Annotated in this window: 24 protein-coding genes; 10 read left to right on the plus strand and 14 right to left on the minus strand. The window is 58.7% G+C overall.

What is annotated here, in order from left to right; all coding sequences use genetic code 11:
• Nucleotides 1-90: 90 nt before the first annotated feature.
• Together A15D_RS02390 and A15D_RS02395 are read left to right on the plus strand one after the other, a co-directional pair.
• Entirely contained in the window at nucleotides 91-624 is a 534-nt protein-coding gene (locus A15D_RS02390) for a Tat pathway signal protein (RefSeq protein ID WP_102790615.1), read from the plus strand.
• Between the two features lie 31 nt (nucleotides 625-655).
• Nucleotides 656-2,269 carry a GMC family oxidoreductase gene (locus tag A15D_RS02395; RefSeq protein WP_102790616.1) on the plus strand — a complete coding sequence of 538 codons (1,614 nt, stop codon included), beginning with the start codon at nucleotides 656-658 and terminating at the stop codon, nucleotides 2,267-2,269.
• 117 nt (nucleotides 2,270-2,386) lie between these two features.
• Here A15D_RS02395 and A15D_RS02400 read toward each other — a convergent pair whose 3' ends face one another.
• The 3 genes from A15D_RS02400 to A15D_RS02410 are packed head-to-tail and all read right to left on the minus strand — an operon-like array spanning nucleotide 2,387 to nucleotide 3,507.
• Nucleotides 2,387-2,641: a hypothetical protein gene (locus A15D_RS02400; protein WP_022985993.1), complete on the minus strand. Its 255-nt coding sequence runs from the start codon at nucleotides 2,639-2,641 to the stop codon at nucleotides 2,387-2,389.
• Nucleotides 2,642-2,648: 7 nt separating this feature from the next.
• Nucleotides 2,649-3,137 (minus strand): hypothetical protein, encoded by a 489-nt coding sequence (locus A15D_RS02405; protein WP_146026830.1) that lies wholly within the window; start codon nucleotides 3,135-3,137, stop codon nucleotides 2,649-2,651.
• Nucleotides 3,130-3,507 (minus strand): MerR family transcriptional regulator, encoded by a 378-nt coding sequence (locus tag A15D_RS02410; RefSeq protein WP_022985991.1) that lies wholly within the window; start codon nucleotides 3,505-3,507, stop codon nucleotides 3,130-3,132. The genes A15D_RS02405 and A15D_RS02410 overlap by 8 nt, the downstream gene beginning before the upstream one ends.
• Nucleotides 3,508-3,620: 113 nt before the next feature.
• On the opposite strand from A15D_RS02410, the gene A15D_RS02415 reads away from it, so the two are divergent.
• A complete protein-coding gene (locus tag A15D_RS02415; protein WP_102790618.1) occupies nucleotides 3,621-4,673 on the plus strand; it encodes an NAD-dependent epimerase/dehydratase family protein in 1,053 nt (350 codons plus the stop codon).
• Here the strand turns inward: A15D_RS02415 and A15D_RS02420 are convergent.
• The 5 genes from A15D_RS02420 to A15D_RS02440 form a co-directional block, all read right to left on the minus strand.
• Complete coding sequence (locus A15D_RS02420) at nucleotides 4,670-5,245, minus strand: DUF4334 domain-containing protein (RefSeq protein ID WP_022985989.1); 576 nt, start codon at nucleotides 5,243-5,245, stop codon at nucleotides 4,670-4,672. The genes A15D_RS02415 and A15D_RS02420 overlap by 4 nt on opposite strands.
• A 244-nt stretch (nucleotides 5,246-5,489) precedes the next feature.
• Nucleotides 5,490-5,849: a hypothetical protein gene (locus tag A15D_RS02425; RefSeq protein ID WP_102790619.1), complete on the minus strand. Its 360-nt coding sequence runs from the start codon at nucleotides 5,847-5,849 to the stop codon at nucleotides 5,490-5,492.
• Between the two features lie 38 nt (nucleotides 5,850-5,887).
• On the minus strand, nucleotides 5,888-6,298 hold the full coding sequence (locus A15D_RS02430; protein ID WP_102790620.1) for a roadblock/LC7 domain-containing protein: 411 nt from the start codon (nucleotides 6,296-6,298) through the stop codon (nucleotides 5,888-5,890).
• Nucleotides 6,295-6,846 carry an ATP/GTP-binding protein gene (locus A15D_RS02435; protein WP_102790621.1) on the minus strand — a complete coding sequence of 184 codons (552 nt, stop codon included), beginning with the start codon at nucleotides 6,844-6,846 and terminating at the stop codon, nucleotides 6,295-6,297. Before A15D_RS02435 ends, A15D_RS02430 begins: the two co-directional genes overlap by 4 nt.
• A 2-nt stretch (nucleotides 6,847-6,848) precedes the next feature.
• On the minus strand, nucleotides 6,849-7,832 hold the full coding sequence (locus A15D_RS02440) for a hypothetical protein (RefSeq protein ID WP_146026831.1): 984 nt from the start codon (nucleotides 7,830-7,832) through the stop codon (nucleotides 6,849-6,851).
• 491 nt (nucleotides 7,833-8,323) lie between these two features.
• Between A15D_RS02440 and coaD the strand changes: the two genes are divergently transcribed.
• The 3 genes from coaD (at nucleotide 8,324) to A15D_RS02455 (ending at nucleotide 11,133) form a co-directional block, all read left to right on the plus strand.
• Nucleotides 8,324-8,815, plus strand: coding sequence for a pantetheine-phosphate adenylyltransferase (gene coaD, locus A15D_RS02445; protein ID WP_022985984.1), 492 nt, complete (start codon nucleotides 8,324-8,326; stop codon nucleotides 8,813-8,815).
• A 210-nt stretch (nucleotides 8,816-9,025) separates the two neighbouring features.
• Nucleotides 9,026-10,735 (plus strand): gamma-glutamyltransferase, encoded by a 1,710-nt coding sequence (gene ggt / locus A15D_RS02450; protein ID WP_102790623.1) that lies wholly within the window; start codon nucleotides 9,026-9,028, stop codon nucleotides 10,733-10,735.
• Nucleotides 10,732-11,133, plus strand: coding sequence for an SRPBCC family protein (locus A15D_RS02455; protein WP_102790624.1), 402 nt, complete (start codon nucleotides 10,732-10,734; stop codon nucleotides 11,131-11,133). The genes ggt and A15D_RS02455 overlap by 4 nt, the downstream gene beginning before the upstream one ends.
• 99 nt (nucleotides 11,134-11,232) lie before the next feature.
• On the opposite strand, the gene A15D_RS02460 is transcribed toward A15D_RS02455, so the two are convergent.
• Entirely contained in the window at nucleotides 11,233-13,023 is a 1,791-nt protein-coding gene (locus A15D_RS02460) for an alpha/beta hydrolase (protein ID WP_233192019.1), read from the minus strand.
• Nucleotides 13,024-13,389: 366 nt separating this feature from the next.
• On the opposite strand from A15D_RS02460, the gene A15D_RS02465 reads away from it, so the two are divergent.
• Nucleotides 13,390-14,427 carry a nitronate monooxygenase family protein gene (locus A15D_RS02465; RefSeq protein ID WP_102790626.1) on the plus strand — a complete coding sequence of 346 codons (1,038 nt, stop codon included), beginning with the start codon at nucleotides 13,390-13,392 and terminating at the stop codon, nucleotides 14,425-14,427.
• 122 nt (nucleotides 14,428-14,549) lie between these two features.
• Nucleotides 14,550-14,969 carry an SRPBCC family protein gene (locus tag A15D_RS02470; protein WP_102790627.1) on the plus strand — a complete coding sequence of 140 codons (420 nt, stop codon included), beginning with the start codon at nucleotides 14,550-14,552 and terminating at the stop codon, nucleotides 14,967-14,969.
• A gap of 52 nt (nucleotides 14,970-15,021) precedes the next feature.
• On the opposite strand, the gene A15D_RS02475 is transcribed toward A15D_RS02470, so the two are convergent.
• Entirely contained in the window at nucleotides 15,022-16,785 is a 1,764-nt protein-coding gene (locus A15D_RS02475) for a monovalent cation:proton antiporter-2 (CPA2) family protein (protein ID WP_102790628.1), read from the minus strand.
• Between the two features lie 183 nt (nucleotides 16,786-16,968).
• On the opposite strand from A15D_RS02475, the gene A15D_RS02480 reads away from it, so the two are divergent.
• Together A15D_RS02480 and A15D_RS02485 are read left to right on the plus strand one after the other, a co-directional pair.
• Nucleotides 16,969-17,562 carry an HPP family protein gene (locus tag A15D_RS02480; protein ID WP_102790629.1) on the plus strand — a complete coding sequence of 198 codons (594 nt, stop codon included), beginning with the start codon at nucleotides 16,969-16,971 and terminating at the stop codon, nucleotides 17,560-17,562.
• Nucleotides 17,563-17,654: 92 nt separating this feature from the next.
• Complete coding sequence (locus tag A15D_RS02485) at nucleotides 17,655-18,914, plus strand: PepSY domain-containing protein (protein ID WP_102790630.1); 1,260 nt, start codon at nucleotides 17,655-17,657, stop codon at nucleotides 18,912-18,914.
• A 78-nt stretch (nucleotides 18,915-18,992) separates the two neighbouring features.
• On the opposite strand, the gene A15D_RS02490 is transcribed toward A15D_RS02485, so the two are convergent.
• The 4 genes from A15D_RS02490 to A15D_RS02505 all read right to left on the minus strand — a co-directional run bounded on the left by A15D_RS02490 (nucleotide 18,993) and on the right by A15D_RS02505 (nucleotide 22,819).
• The gene (locus A15D_RS02490; RefSeq protein ID WP_102790631.1) at nucleotides 18,993-20,288 is read right to left on the minus strand and encodes a CsgG/HfaB family protein; all 1,296 of its coding nucleotides are present in this window, start codon (nucleotides 20,286-20,288) and stop codon (nucleotides 18,993-18,995) included.
• A 136-nt stretch (nucleotides 20,289-20,424) separates the two neighbouring features.
• Nucleotides 20,425-21,015: a penicillin-binding protein activator LpoB gene (gene lpoB / locus A15D_RS02495; protein WP_102790632.1), complete on the minus strand. Its 591-nt coding sequence runs from the start codon at nucleotides 21,013-21,015 to the stop codon at nucleotides 20,425-20,427.
• Nucleotides 21,016-21,056: 41 nt separating this feature from the next.
• Nucleotides 21,057-21,455 carry a YcfL family protein gene (locus A15D_RS02500; protein ID WP_022985973.1) on the minus strand — a complete coding sequence of 133 codons (399 nt, stop codon included), beginning with the start codon at nucleotides 21,453-21,455 and terminating at the stop codon, nucleotides 21,057-21,059.
• Nucleotides 21,452-22,819: a COG3014 family protein gene (locus tag A15D_RS02505; protein WP_102790633.1), complete on the minus strand. Its 1,368-nt coding sequence runs from the start codon at nucleotides 22,817-22,819 to the stop codon at nucleotides 21,452-21,454. Before A15D_RS02505 ends, A15D_RS02500 begins: the two co-directional genes overlap by 4 nt.
• Between the last annotated feature and the right edge of the window lie 35 nt (nucleotides 22,820-22,854).

A 22,854-nucleotide genomic window follows, 5' to 3' on the forward strand; every position in this document is an offset into this window, starting at 1 on the left:
TTGTTATTAACCGTTTATGGCTTGTTCGTCCTGTGGATTTATTCAAAGCTGGTCTCCACTACCAACACTAACAACAAACAAGAGTGCGCTATGGATCAGGGAATCAACCGTCGCGGCTTCCTCAAATTGGGCGCCTTTGGCAGCGCCATGCTCGCCACCGGCTCCGGGCTCGCCCTGCTGAGTGGCTGCGCCAGCAATGATGGCCCAGCGACGGGCTACCGCTACTTTCGTAAGCAAGACATCGAACTGCTCACCCCGTTGGTTGGCGCGGTCATGGGCCCGGCGCTGGCCGCGGTCAACGCGTCTGCCGAAGATGGCATGAAGGCCTATGACGATCTGCTGGAAGGCGCCATGCCCGGCACACGGGCGACCTTGTTCCAGTTACTGGATCTGCTGCAATTGGGCGCCGCCCGCTGGTTTCTGACCGGAACCTGGGCAAGCTTTGCCGAGCAAAGTGACGAGCAACTGCAACAGACCCTGGCCGACTGGTCAGCCAAGGAAAACAGCATTGCCCGCATGGCCCTCAAGGGCCTTACCCAGCCAATGCACATGGCCTGGTATGTGAAACCGGAGGCCGCGCGCAGCACCGGCTACCCCGGCCCGCCAAAGAAAATACTTGCCTGATTGTCTGCCAGCCAAATAACAAGGATTAGCCATGCAGGACCTCAGTTCTCTCCCGATCAAGGTGTCCGATCCGTGGAAAGACCCCGCCGCCAATGGCTGGGACGTGATCGACGGCCGAACCATTCACGACAACCGCACCCTGGAAGCCGATGTCGTCATTATCGGCAGTGGTGCCGGTGGCGGCGTCAGCGCCGAAATTCTCAGCCAGCAAGGCTTGAAGGTCATCATCGTCGAGGCCGCCCGGCTGAAAACCTCTGACCAGTTCAACATGGACGAAGGCGAGGCCTACCGCGACCTGTATCAGGAAGGCGCCATGCGTGCCACCAAGGATGCCGGCATGACCATCCTGCAGGGAAGGGCAGTGGGCGGCACCACCGTGGTCAACTGGACCAGTTCTTTCCGCACCCCTCACGAAACCCTGAATTTCTGGCGCGATCGCTACGGCGTGGACGGGCTCGACCGGGCGTCCCTGGATCCCTGGTTTGCCAAAATGGAGCAGCGCCTGAACATCGAAAAGTGGATCATGCCCCCCAACGCCAACAACGATGTGCTCAAGCGCGGTTGCGATGCCAAGGGCTGGCATGTGGATGTGATCCCCCGCAATGTGAGCGGCTGCTGGAACATCGGCTACTGCGGCATGGGCTGCCCGACCAATGCCAAGATGTCCATGCTGGTCACCACCCTTCCGGAAGCGCTCAACCAAGGCGCTACCCTGATCCACAGCGCCCAGGCACACCAGCTGGTGATTGAGGGTGACACGGTCACCGGGGTGATCGTCCATCCCCTGCAAAACGACAAACAGCCCACTGGCGCCACGGTCACCCTGAAGGCCCGTGCCGTGGTCACCGCCGGTGGCAGCATGCAGAGCCCGGCGTTGCTGTTACGCTCTGAGGCGCCGGACCCCAAGGGGCTGGTCGGCACACGGACCTTCCTGCACCCCACCAATTTTGCCTACGGCATTTACGACAAGGAGATCGCTCCTTACTACGGTGCCCCGCAATCCATGTACTCCGATGAGTTTGTCTTCAAGCATGGAGTCGACGGCCCGGCAGGCTACAAGCTGGAAATGATGCCCATGCATCCTGGCCTGAATACGGCGCTGGTCGGCGGTTACGGCATCGATGCACGACAGCAGGCGGAACAGTTGCCCAACCTGGCCGCGTCCATCGCCCTGCTTCGCGACGGCTTCCATGAAGACAGCCAAGGCGGCCGTGTAGAACTGCGGGACAATGGCGAGCCGCTGCTGGACTACCCGGTGAATGACTACCTGCTCGACGGCACCCGACGTGCCCATCTGACCATGCTGGAAATGCAGTTTGCGGCGGGCGCCAAACAGGTTCGGCCAGGGCACCACGATGCCCCGTACTACAAAAGCTGGAAGGAAGCCAAAGCCGGCATTGCCAGCCTGGACTATGCGCCCACCATTACCGGCCTGGGCAGCGCCCATGTGATGGGAGGCTTAACCATGGGTCAGGATGACAGCCACTGCACCGTTAACAGTGACGGCAGCTACAAGTACCTGAATGGCCTGTACGTCATTGATGGATCGGTGTTCCCCACCAGCCTCGGGGTTAACCCACAGCTCACCATCTACGGCATCAGTGCCCGCAACGCGACACGACTGGCGGAAGCGCTGAGCGTGTGACTCGCGTTTACCGGCAAGCCCCGGAGACAACGCCCAGCGCCTTGTCTCCGGGGCCCGGCAGGCTCAGTGCACAAAGGGCACCGCAAAGGGCCTTCATCCCGGCGGGACCGGCAACCCCTACCAGAACGTCACCACCGCACCCCAGATCACACCCCCGACACCGATCGGGGCCGTGAAAATCATCAGCCAGTGGCACATGAACAGCGTGTAGAGCACACCACTGATATCCACACCTGCCACGAAACAGGGCTCAGCTTCGGCGGCATCCAGCCGTGTGCCTTTCAACCGGGCAATGCCACTGCCCAGCAGCGCCAACCCCAATGGGGCAAAGCCAATCACCACCAACACCGTCACCCACTGTGCTGTGCTCATGTTGTCCTCATCTCTCGATCCCCGAAAAACACACGGACAAATCCGGCGTCAATTTTGGCAGAAGATTACCTGCCCACACCCAGCCTTGCGCCGACAAACCGCACACCAACAACACAACCATGAAAAACAACGCCGGGCGCAAACGGGCCCGCCGGCCGTACACATAGCGGGTCGGGCGCAACACCTTTTCTCCTGGCAGGGGGAACTGCCCGAGCCGCCAGGTGCGCCAGCTTCGTCGCCCTTCCAACAACACCACCACGACCACCAGCGAAGCGGGCAAGCCGACTAACACGCCATAGATCACCAGCGTCAATCCATTGATACCCAGGTATTCATGGCAGTGGGCAAGGGGCACAACCGCGTCGAACCAGGGCAGGAAAATTTTTGTTGTCAGCAACAATAACGGCACCGCCCAAAGCAACGTCAGCAACAGCATCCGCCAACGCTCACGCAACGTATATTGTGGAGCAAAACCCGAGGGGGGCAGATTATTCATGAATGGCCTGCCCATGCTCACGGGCCTGCTGCTCCAACCGCGCTTGCTCTTTGCCCAGCAGAGCGCTGAGCTGTCTGAGTTCGCGGATTCGCGCCTTCACGGCCGCCCGCTTGCTCGCCATCAACCTCGCCCCCTCAGCACAGTTGATACTGTCTGCCCGCAATGCATCCAACACGTCGCGAATTTCCCGCAGGGTGAAACCCAGCCCCTTGAGTTGGGTCAACATGGCCACCCGCTCCACCGCCTTTTCCGGATAATCCCGGTAGTTATTGCCGCTGCGAGAGACCTCCTGCAGCAGTCCTTCCTTTTCGTAATAGCGAAGCGTATCCCGGCTTACACCGGTGCGAGCTTCCAACTCGGCAATTCGCATCGGACACCCTCCCTGTCTCAGTGGCTGAAGGTCGTGCTTGACCTTGGAGCTTACTCCAGCCTTTAGGGTGACAACAGACCCCACCCATCACGCACTGCAAGGAGCCTGACCCAATGACCATTCTGGTTACCGGTGCCACCGGTTTTATTGGCCGCCATGTCTGCGCCACACTGACGAGCCAACAGCATCATGTCGTTGCGCTACTGCGGGACCCGACCACACAACTACCCGCATTGAAGCAACAGATCCGCCAACTTGGGGGTGACGAACACGCACTCAGCGCCGTAAAAGGCGACCTGGATGAAACCTCGCTGGGGCTGCAGGGCCCGTTACCCGCGCTGTCCGCGATCGTACATCTGGGCGCCCGTTTTGCCTGGCAGCTCGCCATGGCAGAAGCCCGGCGCACCAACGTGGCGGGCAGCCTGGCGGTAGCGGAACTGGCCAGACAACAACAATGCCGGCTGGTGTTCATCAGTGGTTTCATGCTCGAAAACCACGCGCATCTGGCTCGATTGGGGATCGATACCCAACCTGGAGGAAAGACCGAATGGCCCAGTGTCTACACGCGGGCAGGCGGTTACGAAGCCAGCAAGCTGGAAGCGGCCATCCGGGTTCGGGAGTTTGCCCGTCAACACCAGCTGGACATGGTAGAAATCCAGCCGGCGACGGTGTCCGGTCACAGCCAACGCGGAGAACTGGACCCCCAGCAACCGCTTTACCAGCTGATTGCCAACCTGCACACCGGCCGGTTGGCCATGATCCCGGGGAGTCAACGCCACTGGTTGCCGCTGGTCTGCGTGGACGGGCTCGCCGAGCTTATCGCCCTTGCCTGTGTTGACCCACAGGCCCCTGCACGACTGCTCGCGCTGGATCCAAACACGCCATCACTGGGCGGGCTCCTGCAACACTGTGCGGCAGCACTGGGACGTAAACCGCCCCGCCACTATATGCCGATACCACTATTGAGAGGATTATTACGGCTGCCCGGGTTACCACGGTTAATGAATACCTGGCCGGAAGCCTTGCACTTCATTCAGACAACCCGGTTCGATACACGGGCCAGCAGCGACTACATGAAACAGCACGGGTTGGTGCACCCGGACACGGACGAGGTGCTGACTCTCTGCGTGCAGCACTTTTTGTGCTGCACGCAGCGCGAGCATTAGCCGTCGCGACGCAGCACAAAGAAGAAAGGCTGCTTCATGCCTTTCAGGTCCATGATGCCGAGCACGGTATTATCATCCACCTTGCGAAAGACATCATTGATGGGCAGGTTGTCGTACACCATGGTCGCGGTGGGCTTGCCGCGGTAGGTGGTCATGCGCAGACGGGCAGCAGACTTGTTGCCGGACAGCAGGGGAATCAGGGTTTGGAACATGGACCCTGCGGCATCGGTTTTCAGGAAGGTGAGCTTGTCCAGCAGGCCGAGGCCCGGCATGGCCAGCAGCGGCTTGACGCTGGACAGCTCGCCGTTGCGTTTGCGAAACACCAGCGGGTGCACATGCTCGGTGGTGTCGAAACGCTTGCCGTGCCAATGGCAACGCTCAAGCATACCGTCCATGGGGTGGCCAGTCTCAAAACCTTCCCCTTTCCACGCCCCCAGCATGAAATCGGTCTCCACCGGCTCCAGTGCATCGAAAATCGCCAGGGCTTCCTCACTGCTTGTGCCGGTCTGTTGTGCCTGGGCAAATCCCGTCACGGCATTATCGTGTGCCATTTCACTTTGGGTGGCGGCCATGCTGAACTCCTTGGTATGCATTCACAGTTGGCTCCAACCTAGAAGCCAAACTTGGCAGACACCAGAAAAGTCAGCGAATTGTCAGGCAGGGCGGGTTACCAAAAAGATCAGAATTGACCGTTACTATCATTGGCGGGCAAATAGCGGTCCGGGCGCGGACCTGTGTGCGTCCCGGCGATGCCAAGACATCCCGAAAAAAGAGCCGCCGGCATGGGAGTGCCGGCGGTAACACGAGACAGAAAACTTACAGCTCCAGCGAGCTTTCCACTTCCTGACAGGCTCGACGAGCCAGTGCCAGATTCGACTTGGCCTTATCCAGCACCAGGTAGATGAACAACCCTTCCTTCGAAGACACCGGTCGGATGATGTGATACTGGGTACCGAGGGTAATCAGAATGTCCTCGATCTTGTCGTTCAGACCCAGAGACTTCATGGTTTTCATCTTCGCACGCACCACTTCGGTGTTACCTGCGGCAGCCAGCTCCAGATCCAGACCCGTCCCCTGCTGCCCCAGAACCATACCGCTGTTGGCATCCACAATAGCGGTACACATTGCACCATCGGGTTCCAACAGGGCCGCCATGCTGTCTTTTACATTCGCCATAATACTTCTCCTAAAGAAAGGCTTTTTTCTACGTAGATTCAGGATTGGTTACCCAGTTTCTTGCTTAACTCTTCACAGCAGGTTTTGGCTCCCCAAAGAAGCTGCCCAAGCAAAGAGGCATCATTCGCCACCACGGCAAGTGCCATGGGGGGTTCAAGATTCGGAATTTTCATAACGGCCACGACACCCTCGTCAGACTCCACGATCAGGCGGCTGCATTCAGAGATGCCCGCTTCCTTGGCAATCGCCGAACTGATCGCCGCCAGCGAACTTCCCATGGCCGCCAGACGGCTGGCACTTTTCTTGTCCACTTGCAGTGCAGCCACTTCGAAACCATCGCTGCTCAACAACACCGCCGAGGTCACCCCCTTGGTACTGTCACTGAAAATTTTCAGCTGTTTTTCGGCCATGCTGATGGCTGTCTTGCTGATAACGGATCCTGCTTTCATGCTTCCGCCAACCCCAGTTCGTTAACTTCAATCTGACAAAGCAGTGCCTCTACCAGAAGCAGCACATCGTCTTTTCTGCGCACATCCACAGACAACACCGGCGGGTTGATATTGCGTTCCACCAGCGCTTCAGTGATGGCATCCACAGTGAAAAAGTCGTCATCGGACAACCGGCCCACACCGATCACCATGGGCATGCTGCCACCCTCCCAGAAGGCATCCACAAAGGTAGAGAGATGCTCATCCAGATCCGGATGCTGACCATTTAGAAGCACAATCACTCCCGCCGCATTGTTGGCCAGGATCGGCCACATGAAACGGAAGCGCTCCTGGCCTGGGGTGCCGTACAAACGCACACCGCTGGCACCGGGAATATCGATATGACCGTAATCCAGTGCGGCCGTAGTCAGCTCCTTGTCACACTGCTCAAGATCGGTATTCACCACGTCGGTGGAGACACATTCCTGATCACTCAGCGCGGTGATTGCGGTGGTTTTTCCTGCGCCCATCGGGCCGGTAAAAATGATTTTGAATTCGCCGTCCGTCATCGCTAAGCACTCAATCCCAATCGACTGCGCAGTCCCTTGATCAGGCCCCCGAAGCGGCTACCCCACGCCTCATCGGTGGCGTCAGGCACTGCCTGTAAATCGGCCTTGTCATAACGCATCAGGCCACTCATTGCGCAGGCATTGATAAAACGGTCAACGTCATCTCCCGCCGCCTGCGAGAGAGCCAGCACCTGCTCACGGCTAAGCGCCTTTTTCGTCAACAGGGCGCACAGGGTAAGATCCGAACGGCTCTTGGCCAGGCTGCCAAAGCTTGGCCAACGCAGCAGCTGGAATGCGCTATCAGAGCTGATCCAGGAGGAAAGGCCGGCAGGCAGATGGGGCGTTACTAACCAGCTCATGGCGAACAGGGAACATGCCACAGCGCCTTCGGTCGCAGGGGCATTACAGGCCCGAAGCACACCGGGACGAATGTTGTGATGCATCATGCGTTTGAGGAGTGCCGGGTCTGCCATGAAACGACGGCTACGGGCATCCAGCCACAACTCCCCCTCATCGCTTTGTGCGACATACCAATGCGCTGAAGCAGGCACCTCACCGTAGAGCAGATCGTGGAGGCTGTTCCAGAACTCACCCACATCCGCCACGTTGCTGGAAGGTGTCACTCCAGAAGACGTTTTCTCGGTTGGGGAGACAGGTTCTGCACGGACTGCCCCAAGCAGCGTAGAGACATCTTCCAGAACACTGAGTAACTGCATGACACGAAAGGGGTGTTGCAAGACAAAAGAGGAAGAGGGTTTTTGCTCGTTGTGGTGATAAACAATGATGCGGGGCTTGCTGGAGTGATCCCAACGCCGGGTTTCATCGGTGCTTTCGTTGGCCACCATCAGTACATCCGCCGAATCCGGATCGCTGAGACTCCAACTGATCCCGGAGCGCCCATCCATGATTTTCAACATGGATAAACAGGCACTGGCCGTGTCATCCCCCAAACCTACAAATCCAAGCCGCTGCTGCTTCATCGTCATTCACATCCATGGAGTGATACTTCCTTATGCCCAGTAAGGGTATGCCTTTACCCCTTTGTTTCACTTCTCTACCAAGTAGTGATCTGCTTCTCACGCTAGTCCTCCCTGGCTGGATCAGGAAACCATGGGGCGACAAGCGGCCGTTATTTGGTGATGAAGAAAATTTCACATGCCAAGATCAAAATCTGACCAATTGTGCAAGGCAAAACAACACGGAAATCACCTATTTTTTTGTAGGATATTGCTTACACGATGGGCACAAATCTTCGCCTTTTGTGGTGTTTAACCGATTTTTGCTGTCACCATTCTGTCATCTTGGCCAGCAAGCCCAGAGTCAGCGCCTACATGACGACATAGTTGGTGCCCCTACGGCGGCCAGCAGAGTAACCCGACAGGCCTGCACGGCAGCCGGCGCTTGGGGTATCCTTGCGCCACGGTAATGGCGGACCTTGTACCGCCATCGATCCTGCAGACAGAGAGGCAATTCCCCTATGACCAACCGCGTAATCTACCCCGGCACCTTCGATCCTATTACCAATGGCCACCTGGACCTGGTGGAACGGGCTGCCAAGATGTTCGATGAAGTGGTGGTCGGCATTGCTGCCAGCGAAAAGAAAGGGCCATTGTTCACCCTTGAAGAACGGGTCGAACTTACACAGCGGGTGCTGTCCCACCTCCCCAATGTCAGGGTCTGCGGCTTTTCCAAACTGCTGGCGCATTTCTGTGAAGAGCAGGGCGGCAACATCCTGCTACGGGGCTTGCGCGCCGTCAGCGACTTTGAATATGAGTTCCAGCTGGCCAATATGAACCGCCAACTGGCCCCGGATCTGGAAACCGTGTTTCTCACCCCCGCCGAACACTTGTCCTTTATTTCCAGCTCCCTGATCCGCGAGATCGCCCTGCTGGACGGGGATGTAAACAACTTCGTCCCACCGCTGGTGGCAGACGCGCTGGAAGAGAAGCGCAAGGCGCGGCAGAAGTAAAAAGCAGCTGCGAGCTATGAGCCTTGAGCTACGAGAAGAGCAAAAAGCGGAGGCACCCTCAGCCCACTGCCAGTCTTCACAGCTTGAGAATGGCAATAGCCCGCAATCCGCTTACGGTTTTACTCGTAGCTCAAGGCTCATAGCTCGCAGCTGCCATAACAACAACGCCGGACACTGCTCACCAACACCGGCCTTCAAGGAGGACCCCCCATGCGCTACCTGATCCCTCTACTGTTGCTGCTCACACTGACCGCCCAGGCCGCGGGCCCGGGCAAAAATGCCGTGGCCAGTGCGCACCCGTTAGCCACTGAGGCCGGCCTGGAGATCCTGGATCAGGGCGGCAACGCCTTCGACGCCGCCGTCGCCGTCGCCGCCGCTCTGGCGGTGGTCGAGCCCTATTCCGCGGGCATGGGCGGTGGCGGTTTCTGGCTGCTGCATCGTCAAAGCGACCAGTTCCAGACCTTTGTGGATGCCCGCGAAACCGCTCCCGGCGCCGCCTCCGCCACCATGTATCAGGACAAGGACGGCAACGTCATGCGTGACTGGGCGGTGAACGGCCCCAGCGCCGCTGGCATTCCCGGCCAGGCGGCTGCCTTTGTGCATCTGGCCAGTCGCTATGGGCGACTGCCGCTCAGCACCACCCTGGCGCCCGCCATCACGCTGGCACGGGACGGCTTTGCCATCGACCCCCATTACCGCAAGTTGGCTGGCTACCGTGAAGAGGTGCTCAACCGGTTCCCGGACGCCGCGGCCATCTTCCTGCACAACGGCAAGGTGCCGCCCACTGGCCATGTGATCAAACAGGCTGATCTGGCCCGCGTGCTCACGGCCATCGCTGAGAACGGCAAGGCCGGCTTCTATCAGGGAGACGTTGCCCGGCAACTGGTCGAGGGGGTTCAGCAGGGCGGCGGCATCTGGACATTGGATGATCTCGCCAACTACTCGGTGGTAGAGCGCCCCCCCACGGTCAGCCACTTTCGGGGCGGACGCATCGTTTCGGCACCGCCACCGTCTTCCGGGGGCATTGTCATGGGCAACGCTCTCAACATCATCAGCCAGTTCAACGACGGCCATACCGGCGACATGACGCCACACATCGCCATCGAGGCCATGCGGCGCGCCTATCAGGACCGGGCCCGCTATCTGGGCGATCCCGACTTTGTGGATATGCCTGTGGATAAGCTGTTGAGCACGGAATATGCCCGCCAGCGCGCCGCCAGCATCACTCTCGACAAGGCCACCCCCAGCAGCAGTCTGGGCAAACCGGTTGGCGTGGATGAGGGAACCCACACCACCCACCTGTCGGTACTCGACAGCGAGGGCAACCGGGTCGCCGCCACGCTCAGCATCAACCTGCCATTTGGCAGCGGTTTTGTGGCCCCCGGCACCGGCGTCCTGCTCAACAACGAAATGGATGATTTCTCCGCCAAGCCCGGCAGCCCCAATGCCTACGGTCTGGTCGGCAGCGAGGCCAATGCCATCGCGCCCGGCAAACGCCCGCTGTCCTCCATGACGCCCACCTTTGTGGAGTTCGACGATCGCATTGCCATCCTCGGCACCCCCGGTGGCAGCCGCATTATTTCCATGGTCATGCTCGGTGTGCTGGAAGCGGCCAATAACCAGCCCGTCGAAGATTGGGTGGGCAGGGTGCGGTATCACCACCAGTACCTGCCCGATGAAGTTCAGGCAGAACCCGCGTTTGTCGGCAGCGAGGAAGCCAAACAGCTGATGCTGCTGGGCCACAAGGTCGTCTCTACCGGCCGGGATTATGGCGATATGCATGCCATCCTGTGGCGAACCGACAGCAACGAACTGACCGCGGCAAGCGATCCCCGCGGGATTGGCCAGGCGACCGTAGGGGCGCCGGCCAGCGCCCCGGCACCCTCTGACGACACCCACAAGGAAGGCAGCGCACCGTGAAGCCGGTGATTCACATCAGCGTGTCGATCCAGTGCTCCGCACAGCAGGTGTACGACTTTGCCTCAGACCCGGCAAATCTGCCGCTCTGGGCAGCCGGCCTTACCCAGGCGGAACTGGTGCAGGACGGCGACACCTGGATTGCCCAGGCCCCCTTCGGCCGGGCACGAATCCGCTTCGCTGAGCGCAATGCCTATGGGGTGATGGATCACGCGGTAGAAATGGACGACGGGCAGGTGGTGTACAACCCCCTGCGCGTGGTGCCCAATGGCGACGGCAGCGAATGCACCTTTACCCTGTTTCGCCGTGACGACATGGACGATCAGCAGTTCCAGGCAGATCACGACGCGGTGGTTGCAGACCTGCAAACCCTGAAGCGTCACCTTGAAAGCCCGTCATAAGCATGCGGGAAGCACACCGCTGACATTGCGAAAATCATGCCCCTGCCAGTGGCAAGGGCATGCAAGTGTTATGGGTTACCTGTTATTTTTCTTTTGGCATTACAGCTCGACACGCTGCAGCAATAAATCGGTCATTTGAATACTGCCTGCGGGCTTCTGATCGAACACCAATGACACGGCATTGACGTTGTTGAAGTCGATACCTGCAAAGGCCGTCAGCGGAATATCAACACCGTTGAGCACCGTTTTACGCGAACCATCGTCATCAAAATCCCGTCCAGGCGGATAGAACAATGCCTCGCTGTAATCACTCGCCAGTACCGATACGCTGTTGCCATCCAGGTCTTCCATCACGATGGTGAAATCCTGTCCGTCCAGATTGTCTTCATCGCCGTGAGACACACCTACCCGCAGCGACAGCACCTGATAGTCGGTGACATCCACCCCCAACAACTCGGTACGGTAGGTCGCCGCTGCATCCCAGGTCATATAAACCTGCTCTGCGGTATTGAACGTGGGCTCGGCAACCGCGCAGCCTTCACCGGGGCGCCCATTGGTCTGACACACCCCAAAATCGGAGAAACCGTCGAAAGTCACGTTACCGCCCAGGTTATTGATGAAGAGGCTGGCAGCATCCAGAGTGTCATCAATGACCATGCGTTGTGCCGAAGGCGCATGGATGCTCAGCAGATAGCGTTCGTCACAGGGCCCCACGCCATCGGGACAAATGTTACCCGGTACTGTGGTTTGGCCATTCCAGTAGCTGGCAAACTCCGTTTCACCGCCAACAAAGGTACGGAAAAATGACGCCATGAAGAACAGGCCATGCGCTTTCTGTACCTCACGGGTATCGCGCCCGCTGTCGGCCACCGCAGTGCCACAGTGGGGATCGGTCTGCTCGGAGTCGAGAATACTCCAGTCATCAGGGCGACTTTCAAGCTCGGCGTCTGCCCACTTGGTATTGTAGTAATTGTGGTTTGCGCCCATCGGGATCAACTGAAACTTCGGGTACATATCGTTTTGCATGGCATAACGTGAGGTATCAAAGGCAAAGTTACCCATCAGATCCTCTACATCGCCATCGCAGTATCCGGCCAATGCAGCGAAAGCCACATTGTTCACCGTCAGGGTGTTGTAATCTGTCGGCGCCAGCGAAAACACCGCAACAATGTTATGGGGCTCGGCCTGGTCACGGTTGTACGAAACCGTCTTGTTCACCCCCTCACCACCGCGTGAATGCCCCATGATGCCGATGGCGCTCATGTCCAGCTTGCCCACCAGATCATCCATGCCAAACCCGCCATAGGTATTTACCGTACGGAATTCGTCCAGATGCCGAACCACCAGCTGCGCACGCTGCAAAGCGCCAGCATCGCCATTGCTGGGGCCGCTATCGTTGGCGTTCACATAGTTTGCATCGATGGAAATCACCGCATAACCATGGCTTGCCAGGTTACGGGACAGGTACTCATAGCCGCGGTAACTGGGAATGGGATCTTCACACTCCTCATAAGGCATGCCCCAGGAGCCGCTATAGCAGGTGCCATGGCGACCATGCAGGAGCAGGACTACCGGTGCCGGCTCTGTACTGGCTTCCGGGTAATGGATGTAGCCGTGCAGCGTGCTCTGGTAGGTGTAGTCACGCTTGTCATCGTAAAGATCCATGGTGCCGAAATCGTACTCGTGCTCGGCAACCGCATAGGGACCCATCGCTGAAGGATCAGCTGCCTCACCACTAAACACGGCATCAGGTGTCGTTTTCGCCGTTGGCGTTTCTTCAACAGCCGGGTCAGAAGAGGAATCACCTCCGCACCCGGCCAGCGCCAGTGTTCCAGACAATAGTAGTGACGATATGATCCCCTTCGGTGAAATGCTGTCAGGCATATTCATTGTTACCCTCTCTATCACTCGTTAATTGGCGTCCTTGAAAAAGACGACACCAGTGAAGGCAATCCATATGCCATTAAGAGATAAGTAAGCGGGGTGATATTTGCTTTTCTTTGAATTTCATTCACTTAAATGAACTCAATTCACAAAGCATACATACTCACCGGTATGAGAGGGCTATTTCGCAAGCACCAGCACGGTGCCCCCGCGCCTTTAATGTGCACAAAACCCTTTTAATTCATGCAACTAACGCCCCAGGGATAGGCACATCAAGCGCGCCTGAAAAGTGCAAAATCTTCCGCAGACTCCTGACATATGCGCAGATATCACGGTAAGGTCGCTTTAGTTTGAGCCCACCGCGGAGTCCACATGCCCTGTTTTACTGGCACACATTTACCCCTCATCCAGGCACCCATGGCCGGGGTACAAGATTGGCGGCTGGCTGCAGCGGTCAGCGAGGCCGGAGGGCTGGGGTCGCTGCCCGCAGGCATGCTGTCTGCCGCACAGCTGGAAGAGCAGCTTGGCGCCCTGGCACAAGCCACCCGCCGCCCATGGGGAGTGAATTTTTTCTGCCATTCCGCCCCTGACAATGACCCGCAAGGCGAAGCACGTTGGGCCAGTGCCCTGGGGCCGCTTTACCAGACCTATGACGCCAACCCTGCCGACATCCCGACAGGCCCGTCCCGCAAACCCTTCGATGCCGATGCCGCCAGTCTGATCGAACAATTTCGGCCTGCGGTGGTGAGCTTTCACTACGGCCTGCCCGCAGAAGGACTGCTGGAGCAGGTAAAGGCCTGCGGTGCGCAAGTCATCTCCAGCGCGACCACAGTGGAAGAAGCGCTATGGCTACAGCATCACGGCGCCGATGCGATCATTGCCCAGGGGCTTGAAGCAGGCGGTCACCGCGGTCATTTTCTCAGTGACGACCTGACACGGCAGCAAGGCACACTGGCGTTGGTTCCACAGGTGCGCGAGGCCGTGACGGTCCCGGTCATTGCCGCAGGGGGGATTGCCACCCCGCAAGGGGTCAGTGCGGCGTTTAGTCTTGGCGCCGATGCCGTTCAGGTGGGTACCGCCTATCTGCTGTGCCCGGAAGCCACCACCAAACCGGTTCACCGCGCCTGGCTGCAAAGTGATCGGGCCAGGCATACCGCACTGACCACCGCGTTTTCCGGTCGCCCAGCGCGCGGTATGGTGAATCGTTTGATGGAAGAGCTTGGCCATTTCCCGCCACAGGCGCCCGTTTTTCCGCTGGCAGGCAATGCCATCGGGCCCCTGCGGGCTGCGGCAGAAGCCGCTGGCAGTGGCGATTGCTCCCCGTTATGGGCCGGGCAGTCCGCCAGCTTGTGCCGTGAAGAAAGCGCTGCCGTTATTACCCGTTGGCTGGCCAACGGATGTCCAACCTGAACATCGCCCCGAACACCCACACACTGCTATGGCCCGAACTAACCTTGCGACCGTATGGCCAGCGTTCAGAATCAACAGCCTGTATAGGGCCCGGTTCGGGCCAGAGCTAATGTGGAGCCAGCATGCAACGTATCGAGATTTCCAAAACCTTCCCCTTTTCCGTGGACAAGCTGTTCGACTTTCTCAGCGACCACGAAAACCTGGAGCTGATTTTCGCCCCGGCCAAGATTCAGCGTATCAAGGAAGGCAAGGACAGCCCCAACGGAGTGGGCTCCACCCGTAACATGAAAATCCTGATCGCTCCGGCCTTCCACGAAACCGTTACCCGGGTCGTGCCCAACGAACTGATCGAGTACACGATCACCAAAGGCAGTCCGCTGAAGAATCACAAGGGTGTGATGCGTTTTTCCGACACCGGTACGGGCGGCAGCCGACTGGATTACACCATCGAGTTTGAAGGCAAACTGCCGCTGATCGGCCCCATCATCAAGGCAGGTCTGGACCAGGGCATCCGTCGCGGTCTCAATAAACTGAAGTTGTAATTCACCCTTCAGTCCCGAGCGGTTAGCGCCCTGCCTGCCAGGGCGCCCCCTCTCAACGATCCCCGCCCGACAGCAACGATTCCAGCTCTTCGCGACCCTTGCGGTTGGTCTCGACCAGCATGTCCATGTCCCCCCGATGCTCGATCTGTTCTCGCAACAGCCGCTCATCAAGATCCTTGAAGCTGCGCACCAGATCCAGGGCGGTAGACTCTGGCACCCCCAACTGCATCAAGGTAACCCTGGCCGACAACAGAGCCGACTCAAACGTTTCACGAATCACCTGGTCTACACCCAATTCATGGAGACGGTAGGCGTGATAACGGTCCCGTGCGCGCGCGACGATCGTCACCGCAGGGAAATGCTGTCGCACCAGTTCCACGGCTTTCAATGAGTCCTCCACATCGTCCACCGCCAGCACCAGTACCCGGGCGTGGTCGAGCCCGGCATTACGCAACAGGTCCAGCCGGGTGACATCACCGAAATACACCTCATTGCCATAGCGCCGCAACAGGTCAATCTCGTCCGGGTCCGAGTCCAGCGCGGTAAACGGGATATTGCGCCCCACCAAAATTCGCGCGGTGATCTGGCCGAAACGGCCCAGCCCGGCAATCACCACCTGTGGATGATGGCTCGGCAGCGTCTCCTCCTCGAGATCCGGACGTGCACGCGAAGGACGGTCCTCACGCCACAACAACGCGACCAGCTTCAACAACAGCGGTGTTGCCGCCATGGACAATGCCACCACCAGATTCAGTTGCCCTGCCACCGCGCTATCCAGCAGGTTCAGGCTTTGCGCCTGCGTCAGCAGTACAAAGGCAAATTCGCCGCCCTGACAGAGCAACCCGCCAAACAACACCGTGCTACGCCACGTCTGTTTTCGCACACGGCTGATGGCCATCAGTACCGCCGCCTTGATCACCAACAAGGCCACCAGATAAAGCACAATCTCACCGGGGTGATCACGCAGCAGTCGCAGGTCCATGGTCATGCCGATGGCCAGGAAAAACAGCCCGAGCAAGAGTCCCTTGAACGGCTGAATATCCGTTTCGAGCTGCTCCCGATAGGGCGAGTTAGCCAGCAATACCCCGGCCACAAAGGCCCCCAACCCCATGGACAGCCCCAGGTGTTCCATCAACGCCGCCGAGCCCAGCACCACCATCAAGGCGCTGGCACTCATCAGCTCCGGGTTGCGCAAGCGGGCCAGCTTTCCCAGCCACGGGTTAAGCACATAACGTCCCGCCAGCACCATTGCAATCAGGGCCGCCAGCCCGGCCAGTAATTGTGGGCTGTCGTCACCGGCCTGGGTGCCCGCCAGCACCGGCAGCAGTAGCAGAATTGGGATGACGGCCAAGTCCTGGAACAACAGAATCGAAAACGCCGACCGCCCCTGGGGGGTGCCAAGCTGATTGGTTTCCACCAGCATCTGAACCACAAAGGCCGTGGATGACAGCGCCAGCGTCGCGCCAATGGCAAGACTCTGAGGAGCACCGAACCCGAACAGCATAAAGGCCCCTGCCAGCAACAGCGCACTCAGCACCATCTGCGTCGCTCCGAGCCCCACTAACCTGTGCCGTTGTGCCCACAGCTGTTGCGGCGCCAACTCCAGCCCCACCACAAACAGCATCAACACCACGCCCAGCTCAGCAAAGTGCAGGACATCGGTACCCCCACTCACCAACCCCAGCCCCAATGGTCCCACTGCGATCCCTGCCGCCAGATACCCCAGAATGCTGCCAAGACCCAGCCGCTGAAACAGCGGTAGCAGGATGAGGGTGGCGCCCAGTAACACCAGTGCCTGCGAGAAAAATCCGTCCACGTTGTTCTCCCGATTATCTAGCTGCTGATGCTACCGGATTTCGCTGTCAGCGGTTGGATTATGCCGACACCGGATTACCCGATTTCTTCGCACCAACCAGCAACACAATGCGCACCATTATTGATCACCAAACCCCCAGGCCTTACCATTCGCGCTCTTTTAATGCCCGCATATGGTGCACCAATGAGCGAACAGACAGATCAGGTCCGCCAGCAGCTGGTTGGCGGGCTGCTGAGGCAGCTGCACCTTGAAGTGCTAAGTCAGCGCTTCAATCCGCGACTGGTGCTGGCGGCCTTCAACCTGGTCAACGGCGGACTCAGCATTGCCCTGATCGCCATGGTCGCGCTGGTGACGCAGCAGGCTTTTATCTTTCCCTCCCTCGGCGCCACCGCCTTTCTGCTGTTTCATGTGCCCACCGCTGATGCGGCATCGCCGCGCAATGTATTGTGCGGACACATTATCGGTGCACTGTGTGGCTGGGCCTCCCTCTGGCTGTTCGGTCTGCACGATGCCCCTGCCGCCTTTATTACCGGCGTAGAATGGTCCCGGGTCGCCGCCGCAGGACTATCGCTCGGGCTCACCAGTGCGCTGATGATTCTCTTTCGAGTGGCACACCCGCCTGCCGGCGCCACGGCCCTGATCGTCTCGCTGGGTTTGATGCACGAATTACAGCAACTGCCGATCCTGGTCAGTGCCGTGGCCCTGCTGGTCGCGCAGGCATTCGTTATCAACCGCCTGGCCGGTATTCCCTATCCTGTGTGGGGCGGCAAGCCCTGACACCTTACATTTGTAATGAGAATGATTGGCATCTGTGCTAGGCTCCGCGTCACCCAGACAGGCTTTATCGCGGACTTTCCAGGTAATTTCTCATGCGCTCGCTGCTCGTTGTCCTTCATCGCTGGTTCGGCCTCTTCATTGCCGTCTTCCTGATCATTGCCGGGCTTACCGGCGCAATCATTTCCTGGGACCACGAACTGGACGAATGGCTTAATCCTCACCTGTTCGAGAGCCAGAGCGAAGGCGAACCGCTGCCCATGCTGGAGCTGGTCAAGATCGTGGAAGCGGACGACCCCCGTGTCCGGGTCAGTTTCTTCCCGCTGGCCGCCGAGCCCGGCCACAACGCCGAGATCTGGGTGGATGCCCTGAAAAACCCGGACACCGGCAAGCGCTATGAACTGGACTACAACCACGCCTTTGTGGATCCGGTCACCGGCGAGATCGTCGGCAAGCGCGAGTGGGGCAAGATTTCCCTGCATCCGGAACACCTGATGTCATTCCTCTACAAACTCCATTATTCCCTGCACATTCCGGAATGGCGGGGCATTGATGAGTGGGGCGTGTGGTTGATGGGGGGTGTCGCGCTGGTCTGGTTGTTCGATACCTTTATTGCCATGGCCCTGACTCTGCCGCGCCGTCGACGCACCGCCAACGCCGGCGGCAAAAGCTGGATGCAGCGCTGGAAACCGGCCTGGATGATTCGCCGCGGGGCCGGGCCCTACAAACTGAATTTCGATCTGCACCGGGCCGTGGGCCTGTGGGTATTCGGGCTGTTGCTGCTGCTGGCCTTTACCTCGTTCTCGCTGAACCTGTACCGGGAAGTCTTCTACCCGATCATGTCCACGATTTCCGAAACCACCCCGGGCCCCTTCATGAAACGCGCCCCCACGGCCCTGCATGACCCGGTGGAGCCAGAGGTATCCTGGCCGCAACTGTTTGAACAGGCCCGCGCAGAAGCCGATAACCGTGGCTGGGACGAGCCCATTGGCGATACGTTCTATAGCGACAACTTCGCCATCTTTGGGGTGCGTTTTTACTTCCCCGGGGAAGACCACGACAGCGGTGGCATGAAAGTGAAAAGCCTGTACTACGACGGCAACACCGCTGAGCTGCTGGGTGACGAAGTCCCCTGGACCGGCACCGCCGCCGACGTCTTCAACCAGCTGCAGTTCCCTCTGCACTCCGGCCGTATCGCCGGCCTGCCTGGTCGTATCATCATTTCCATCATGGGCATCGCTGTCGCGATGCTGTCGATCACCGGGCTGGTGATCTGGTGGAAGAAACGCAAGGCGAGAGTGACAAGCAAGCGCAAGAAGCAAGCCGCTGCGCTGGCCGCGAATCCGGCATCCTGATAATCGCGTCGCCGTCCCTTTGCAGGAGCTATACTCCTACATAAAAACAAAAACCCCCGCAGTGCGGGGGTTTTTGTTTTACCACTGGATCGGCGCGTCAGACGATCCCGGGGTGGCAGGCTGGCCGGCGGGTTGAGCCGCCGGGTTATTGGCCTGCTTGTCCGGGCGCACCCGGTCACCCACCTTGAGCGAGCTGCTGGCATCACCTTCAATCACGGCAATCCCATAATCCGGACGGATTTCACTCACTTTGAGTGTGGCCAGTGCAGCGCCTTCCATCTTGATGGTCATGCCGGTGTCCGGATCTTTCATTTCTCCGGCAGGGCGATACACCTTCATCAGCGCATCCTGCTCCAGACGCCCTTCACCCTGGGAGAGGAAGACCGTGCTGCCGTCTACCTTGATCACCTGAACCGGGTAGAGCACGTCCGTGGCATCCCCGGCGATGGCCCGGGCAATTTCCGGGTACATCACATCGGCAAGGCGCTCAGGATGATTACGGTCATCAATGTTCAACTGGCGGGCCACTTCGCGAATTTCCGCTTCAGACTTGTCCCACACATACAGGTCACTCCACAGTATTTCTGTCGTCGTGGTATCGATCAGACGATAACGCACCCGTACATAGGGCTCATAACCGCCCATCTTGGCACCGTAGAATTCCCGCTCGCTGTCACCAATCTGGAAATCTTCAATGGTCCCTACCAGCAACAGGTCTGCCCCTTTGCGCTGCCCCAGGCGAGCCATTTCTTCCGGGGCAATGCTACCGGACGCCACCACACCCAGCTCCTTGTCGACATCAGACAAGTAGGCACGGTCCAGCACCCGGAAACGGCCTGATTGAGTGAAGGCCATGGACAGGTTTTCCGCCAGATCCCGCTGTACTTCCGAGGCGGAAACCTTGACGTCGCCCAGGTCATAACTGGCGGCACGGGTATCAAAGGTCGCAATGGCAATACCGGGAAGATGAGAGCGGTCCGGCCCAATGGACTTGGGACGCAAGATATCGGCCTGGATATCCGCCTGCCACATGCCGTCGTCCACCTGCTTCACAGACTGCACCTGATAGGTCTTGATGTTGCCCATGGTCGGCAGTTGGGGCTCTGGCACCGAGGTTTCCTTGCCCATCCAGGTGGACACATCCCCTTGCTGCTGAATCACCCACTCGTACACATCCGTACGGAAGTTGGGATCCACCGCCAGGGTCACACCGCCTCCCTGACGCACCGCCGCCACCAGCGCATTGGTCATGGCCTGCTCGGGGTTGTCGCCAAACCCGCGGGCCGTGACGGACACCGTTTCGGTCAGCGCATGGCTTGCCGTTGAGCACATCGCCAGCAAGAGAAACAGTGGAGCAAATAGACGTTTGAACATGTGACCTCCTTGTTCTGACGGGCGATATTCGCACCGCGGGATACCAAAGAGACCACAGAGCTCACCGTATAGTTTCCCGGTAGGCTCCGCGGGCTCTATGGCGGGAACGTTTAGCAACCAGGCGTTAGCCCGCTACTTACATTCCGAACAGACTTTTCTTCTGGGTCTTGCGGATTTCTTTCTCGTTCGCCCACTCGATGATGCCGGTCTGAATGTTCATCAGCTTGAGGGTGAACTTGTAGTACACATCCTTGGTGCTGCCTTCACGCTTCACAATGGAAGAGAAGTTACCGTACATCATGAACTCGGCACCGATCTGACGACCCATCTGCGCAGCGGTGTTTGGATCCACCAGGCCGGATTCGCTCTGGTAGTCCAGCTGCTCACGCACGCTTTCTACCTTGGTCATGTCCACGAAACGGAACTTGCCCGAGTTAAGCAGTTTGGACTGGATGGTGTCGGTGATGGACTCAGTGTCGATGTGTTCGGTGGTCTTGTTCTTGATGCTATCCACAAACACCACCGGACGACGGCTCTGGGTCAGTTGTACGATGGGCGGGAACACCAACATGTCATCGACCATCTTGCTGGCAATCATCTGCAGGTCGGTGGAACCGAAATCGGTATTCACGGTTTCACGGGCTTGGGCATCGCCGTAGTCCACGGTGGAACAGCCGGACAGCGCCACAGCGGCACCCAGCATGATCATGGTTAGTACACGTCGCATTCTTGTCTCCTTGTTCCTTTTAGTCTCTCAAACGCGAGAGGTTATTCCTGTACCCAGATTTCAAAGCGCACGGCCGACGGGTTCGGGGCGATGGCCTTGATATTGTTCTGGCTGCGACCGGCCATCACCACCTGCCGCCAGGGTTGCGCTTCCGGCTGCAGTTCAAAGCCGTCGGCGTCAAAAAACTTCACCTTGTACTGAAAATCGAGCTGGAATTTCCAATCGTTTTCCAGCGTGGCCTGCATGTAGAGCAGGTCTCCCACCTTTTTCTGCTTCAGGTCAGGCACGGAAATACGGCTGGAAAGCAGGCTGTTATTGGAATAGACCCTGGTAACCGTCTCTCCGTTCTCATCCACTTCCAGCTGCCCCATGTTGCTGGCCGAACAGGCCGTAAGAAGCAGCGCTACCAGCAGCGCCATCAATGGGCGGAATATCGTCATAAGGGTCCCTCCTGAACGGGTAACACGCGAGTTATCAAGCGGCCGGGAATGGCCACGGCATGGATCACGGTGAGGCCCCGGTCTACTACCGGTACTGTCAACGTAGCATTGCCCTGAGGGGTGCTCAACAACAAGGTGTGTTCACCGGGTTCCAGGGTAAAACGGGTGGCCTGGGCATAGGCGGGCAGCGTCAGCCAGCTGCGCTGGTCGGCCTGCTCACTGACCAGGTTATAGATCTGGGTGCTCAGAGAGCCTATCAGACCGAAATTGTCGTTGGCCTGCTTCTGCACATTGTATTTGGCAGTGGCTCGCAGCGTCTGGCGTACCAGCATGCCGGGCATGCGTTCCTTCAGGTCCTTGGCTGCCAGGGCGCCCACATCCGCCAGCACCTGGGTTTCTCCCAACGGCTGGCTGGCACTGTCCAGCACCCGCAGGGTATTGGGCATGGGTTTGTCAGCCAGAGCATAGGTGGGGAAGGCGACGGAGAACAGACCATGCACGGTGGGGATTGGCAGACTGAACTCCTGACGGGGCTGGACGAAACCCTGCTCATAGATGACCGCGACCATGCCACCGTCGACCTTGCGGCGTTTCATCCGGTTGGAAACGCGCTCCACATCTTCCTTGAGCATGGTCGAGGAGGAGTGGATCTCCAGGGCTTTCTTGTAATCCACCAAGGCGTCGTTGTATTCGCCGTGAGCTTCCCAGAACAGGGCGGAAAGATAAAAGGTCCAGGCATTCTGGAAGCTGGCCTTTACATCGCCGGCCACCGCATTGAGCCCTTCGAAATAGCCATCAAACTGATTCAGATCGATGCTGTTTTCGTCAGCGTCTTCTTCTGCCTTGGCGATTTCCTTGTCGCGCTTGTTGGCGGCCACCTGCTGCTCAAGTGCCGCGGCGCGCAGTTCCACCGAGGTACCGGTGGCATCGCCGGCCGCCCAATAGTTGAGCGCCTGATATGCCCGAGTGAAGATCCGCTCGTAATCAGGCGCCACATAAGGGCGGGCATTGTCATTGGTGAGCATGGCCGTGCCGGTCGCCGCGAGGGAAGACACCTGGATTTTGGCGCTGGCATCTTCCTTGTCGTATTCCGCCACCGCACTGGCAAAGGCGTTGCGACTGGCCTCAGGCTGATCGGTCAGCTGGCTGACACGACCCAGTTCCTGAAAATACAGTACACCATCACCCCCGGCGGTGGACTGTTCCAGTTTGCCCAGTACTGCCGGGTTGGGCGTCTCGCTGGCCAGCGAGGTTTTCCATTTTTGTGCCTGGCTGGGATACGACACGAACAACGAGTTGGTCGCACATCCCGACAGTGCTGCTAGCAGCACCAGCGCCAGCCATCCCTTGGCTAGACTCATCATTTCCCGGTTGGTCCCCAAAATGTAAAAAGCCGAAG

This window comes from Alcanivorax sp. MD8A (genome assembly GCF_002888555.1).
Lineage (GTDB): Bacteria > Pseudomonadota > Gammaproteobacteria > Pseudomonadales > Alcanivoracaceae > Alcanivorax.

Coding starts and splice junctions, on each gene's coding strand:
- A15D_RS02390 (WP_102790615.1), top strand. CDS start 91: ATGGATCAGGGAATCAACCGTCGCGGCTTCCTCAAATTGGGCGCCTTT.
- A15D_RS02395 (WP_102790616.1), top strand. CDS start 656: ATGCAGGACCTCAGTTCTCTCCCGATCAAGGTGTCCGATCCGTGGAAA.
- A15D_RS02400 (WP_022985993.1), bottom strand. CDS start 2,641: ATGAGCACAGCACAGTGGGTGACGGTGTTGGTGGTGATTGGCTTTGCC.
- A15D_RS02405 (WP_146026830.1), bottom strand. CDS start 3,137: ATGAATAATCTGCCCCCCTCGGGTTTTGCTCCACAATATACGTTGCGT.
- A15D_RS02410 (WP_022985991.1), bottom strand. CDS start 3,507: ATGCGAATTGCCGAGTTGGAAGCTCGCACCGGTGTAAGCCGGGATACG.
- A15D_RS02415 (WP_102790618.1), top strand. CDS start 3,621: ATGACCATTCTGGTTACCGGTGCCACCGGTTTTATTGGCCGCCATGTC.
- A15D_RS02420 (WP_022985989.1), bottom strand. CDS start 5,245: ATGGCCGCCACCCAAAGTGAAATGGCACACGATAATGCCGTGACGGGA.
- A15D_RS02425 (WP_102790619.1), bottom strand. CDS start 5,849: ATGGCGAATGTAAAAGACAGCATGGCGGCCCTGTTGGAACCCGATGGT.
- A15D_RS02430 (WP_102790620.1), bottom strand. CDS start 6,298: ATGAAAGCAGGATCCGTTATCAGCAAGACAGCCATCAGCATGGCCGAA.
- A15D_RS02435 (WP_102790621.1), bottom strand. CDS start 6,846: ATGACGGACGGCGAATTCAAAATCATTTTTACCGGCCCGATGGGCGCA.
- A15D_RS02440 (WP_146026831.1), bottom strand. CDS start 7,832: ATGACGATGAAGCAGCAGCGGCTTGGATTTGTAGGTTTGGGGGATGAC.
- coaD (WP_022985984.1), top strand. CDS start 8,324: ATGACCAACCGCGTAATCTACCCCGGCACCTTCGATCCTATTACCAAT.
- ggt (WP_102790623.1), top strand. CDS start 9,026: ATGCGCTACCTGATCCCTCTACTGTTGCTGCTCACACTGACCGCCCAG.
- A15D_RS02460 (WP_233192019.1), bottom strand. CDS start 13,023: ATGAATATGCCTGACAGCATTTCACCGAAGGGGATCATATCGTCACTA.
- A15D_RS02465 (WP_102790626.1), top strand. CDS start 13,390: ATGCCCTGTTTTACTGGCACACATTTACCCCTCATCCAGGCACCCATG.
- A15D_RS02470 (WP_102790627.1), top strand. CDS start 14,550: ATGCAACGTATCGAGATTTCCAAAACCTTCCCCTTTTCCGTGGACAAG.
- A15D_RS02480 (WP_102790629.1), top strand. CDS start 16,969: ATGAGCGAACAGACAGATCAGGTCCGCCAGCAGCTGGTTGGCGGGCTG.
- A15D_RS02485 (WP_102790630.1), top strand. CDS start 17,655: ATGCGCTCGCTGCTCGTTGTCCTTCATCGCTGGTTCGGCCTCTTCATT.
- A15D_RS02490 (WP_102790631.1), bottom strand. CDS start 20,288: ATGTTCAAACGTCTATTTGCTCCACTGTTTCTCTTGCTGGCGATGTGC.
- lpoB (WP_102790632.1), bottom strand. CDS start 21,015: ATGCGACGTGTACTAACCATGATCATGCTGGGTGCCGCTGTGGCGCTG.
- A15D_RS02500 (WP_022985973.1), bottom strand. CDS start 21,455: ATGACGATATTCCGCCCATTGATGGCGCTGCTGGTAGCGCTGCTTCTT.
- A15D_RS02505 (WP_102790633.1), bottom strand. CDS start 22,819: ATGATGAGTCTAGCCAAGGGATGGCTGGCGCTGGTGCTGCTAGCAGCA.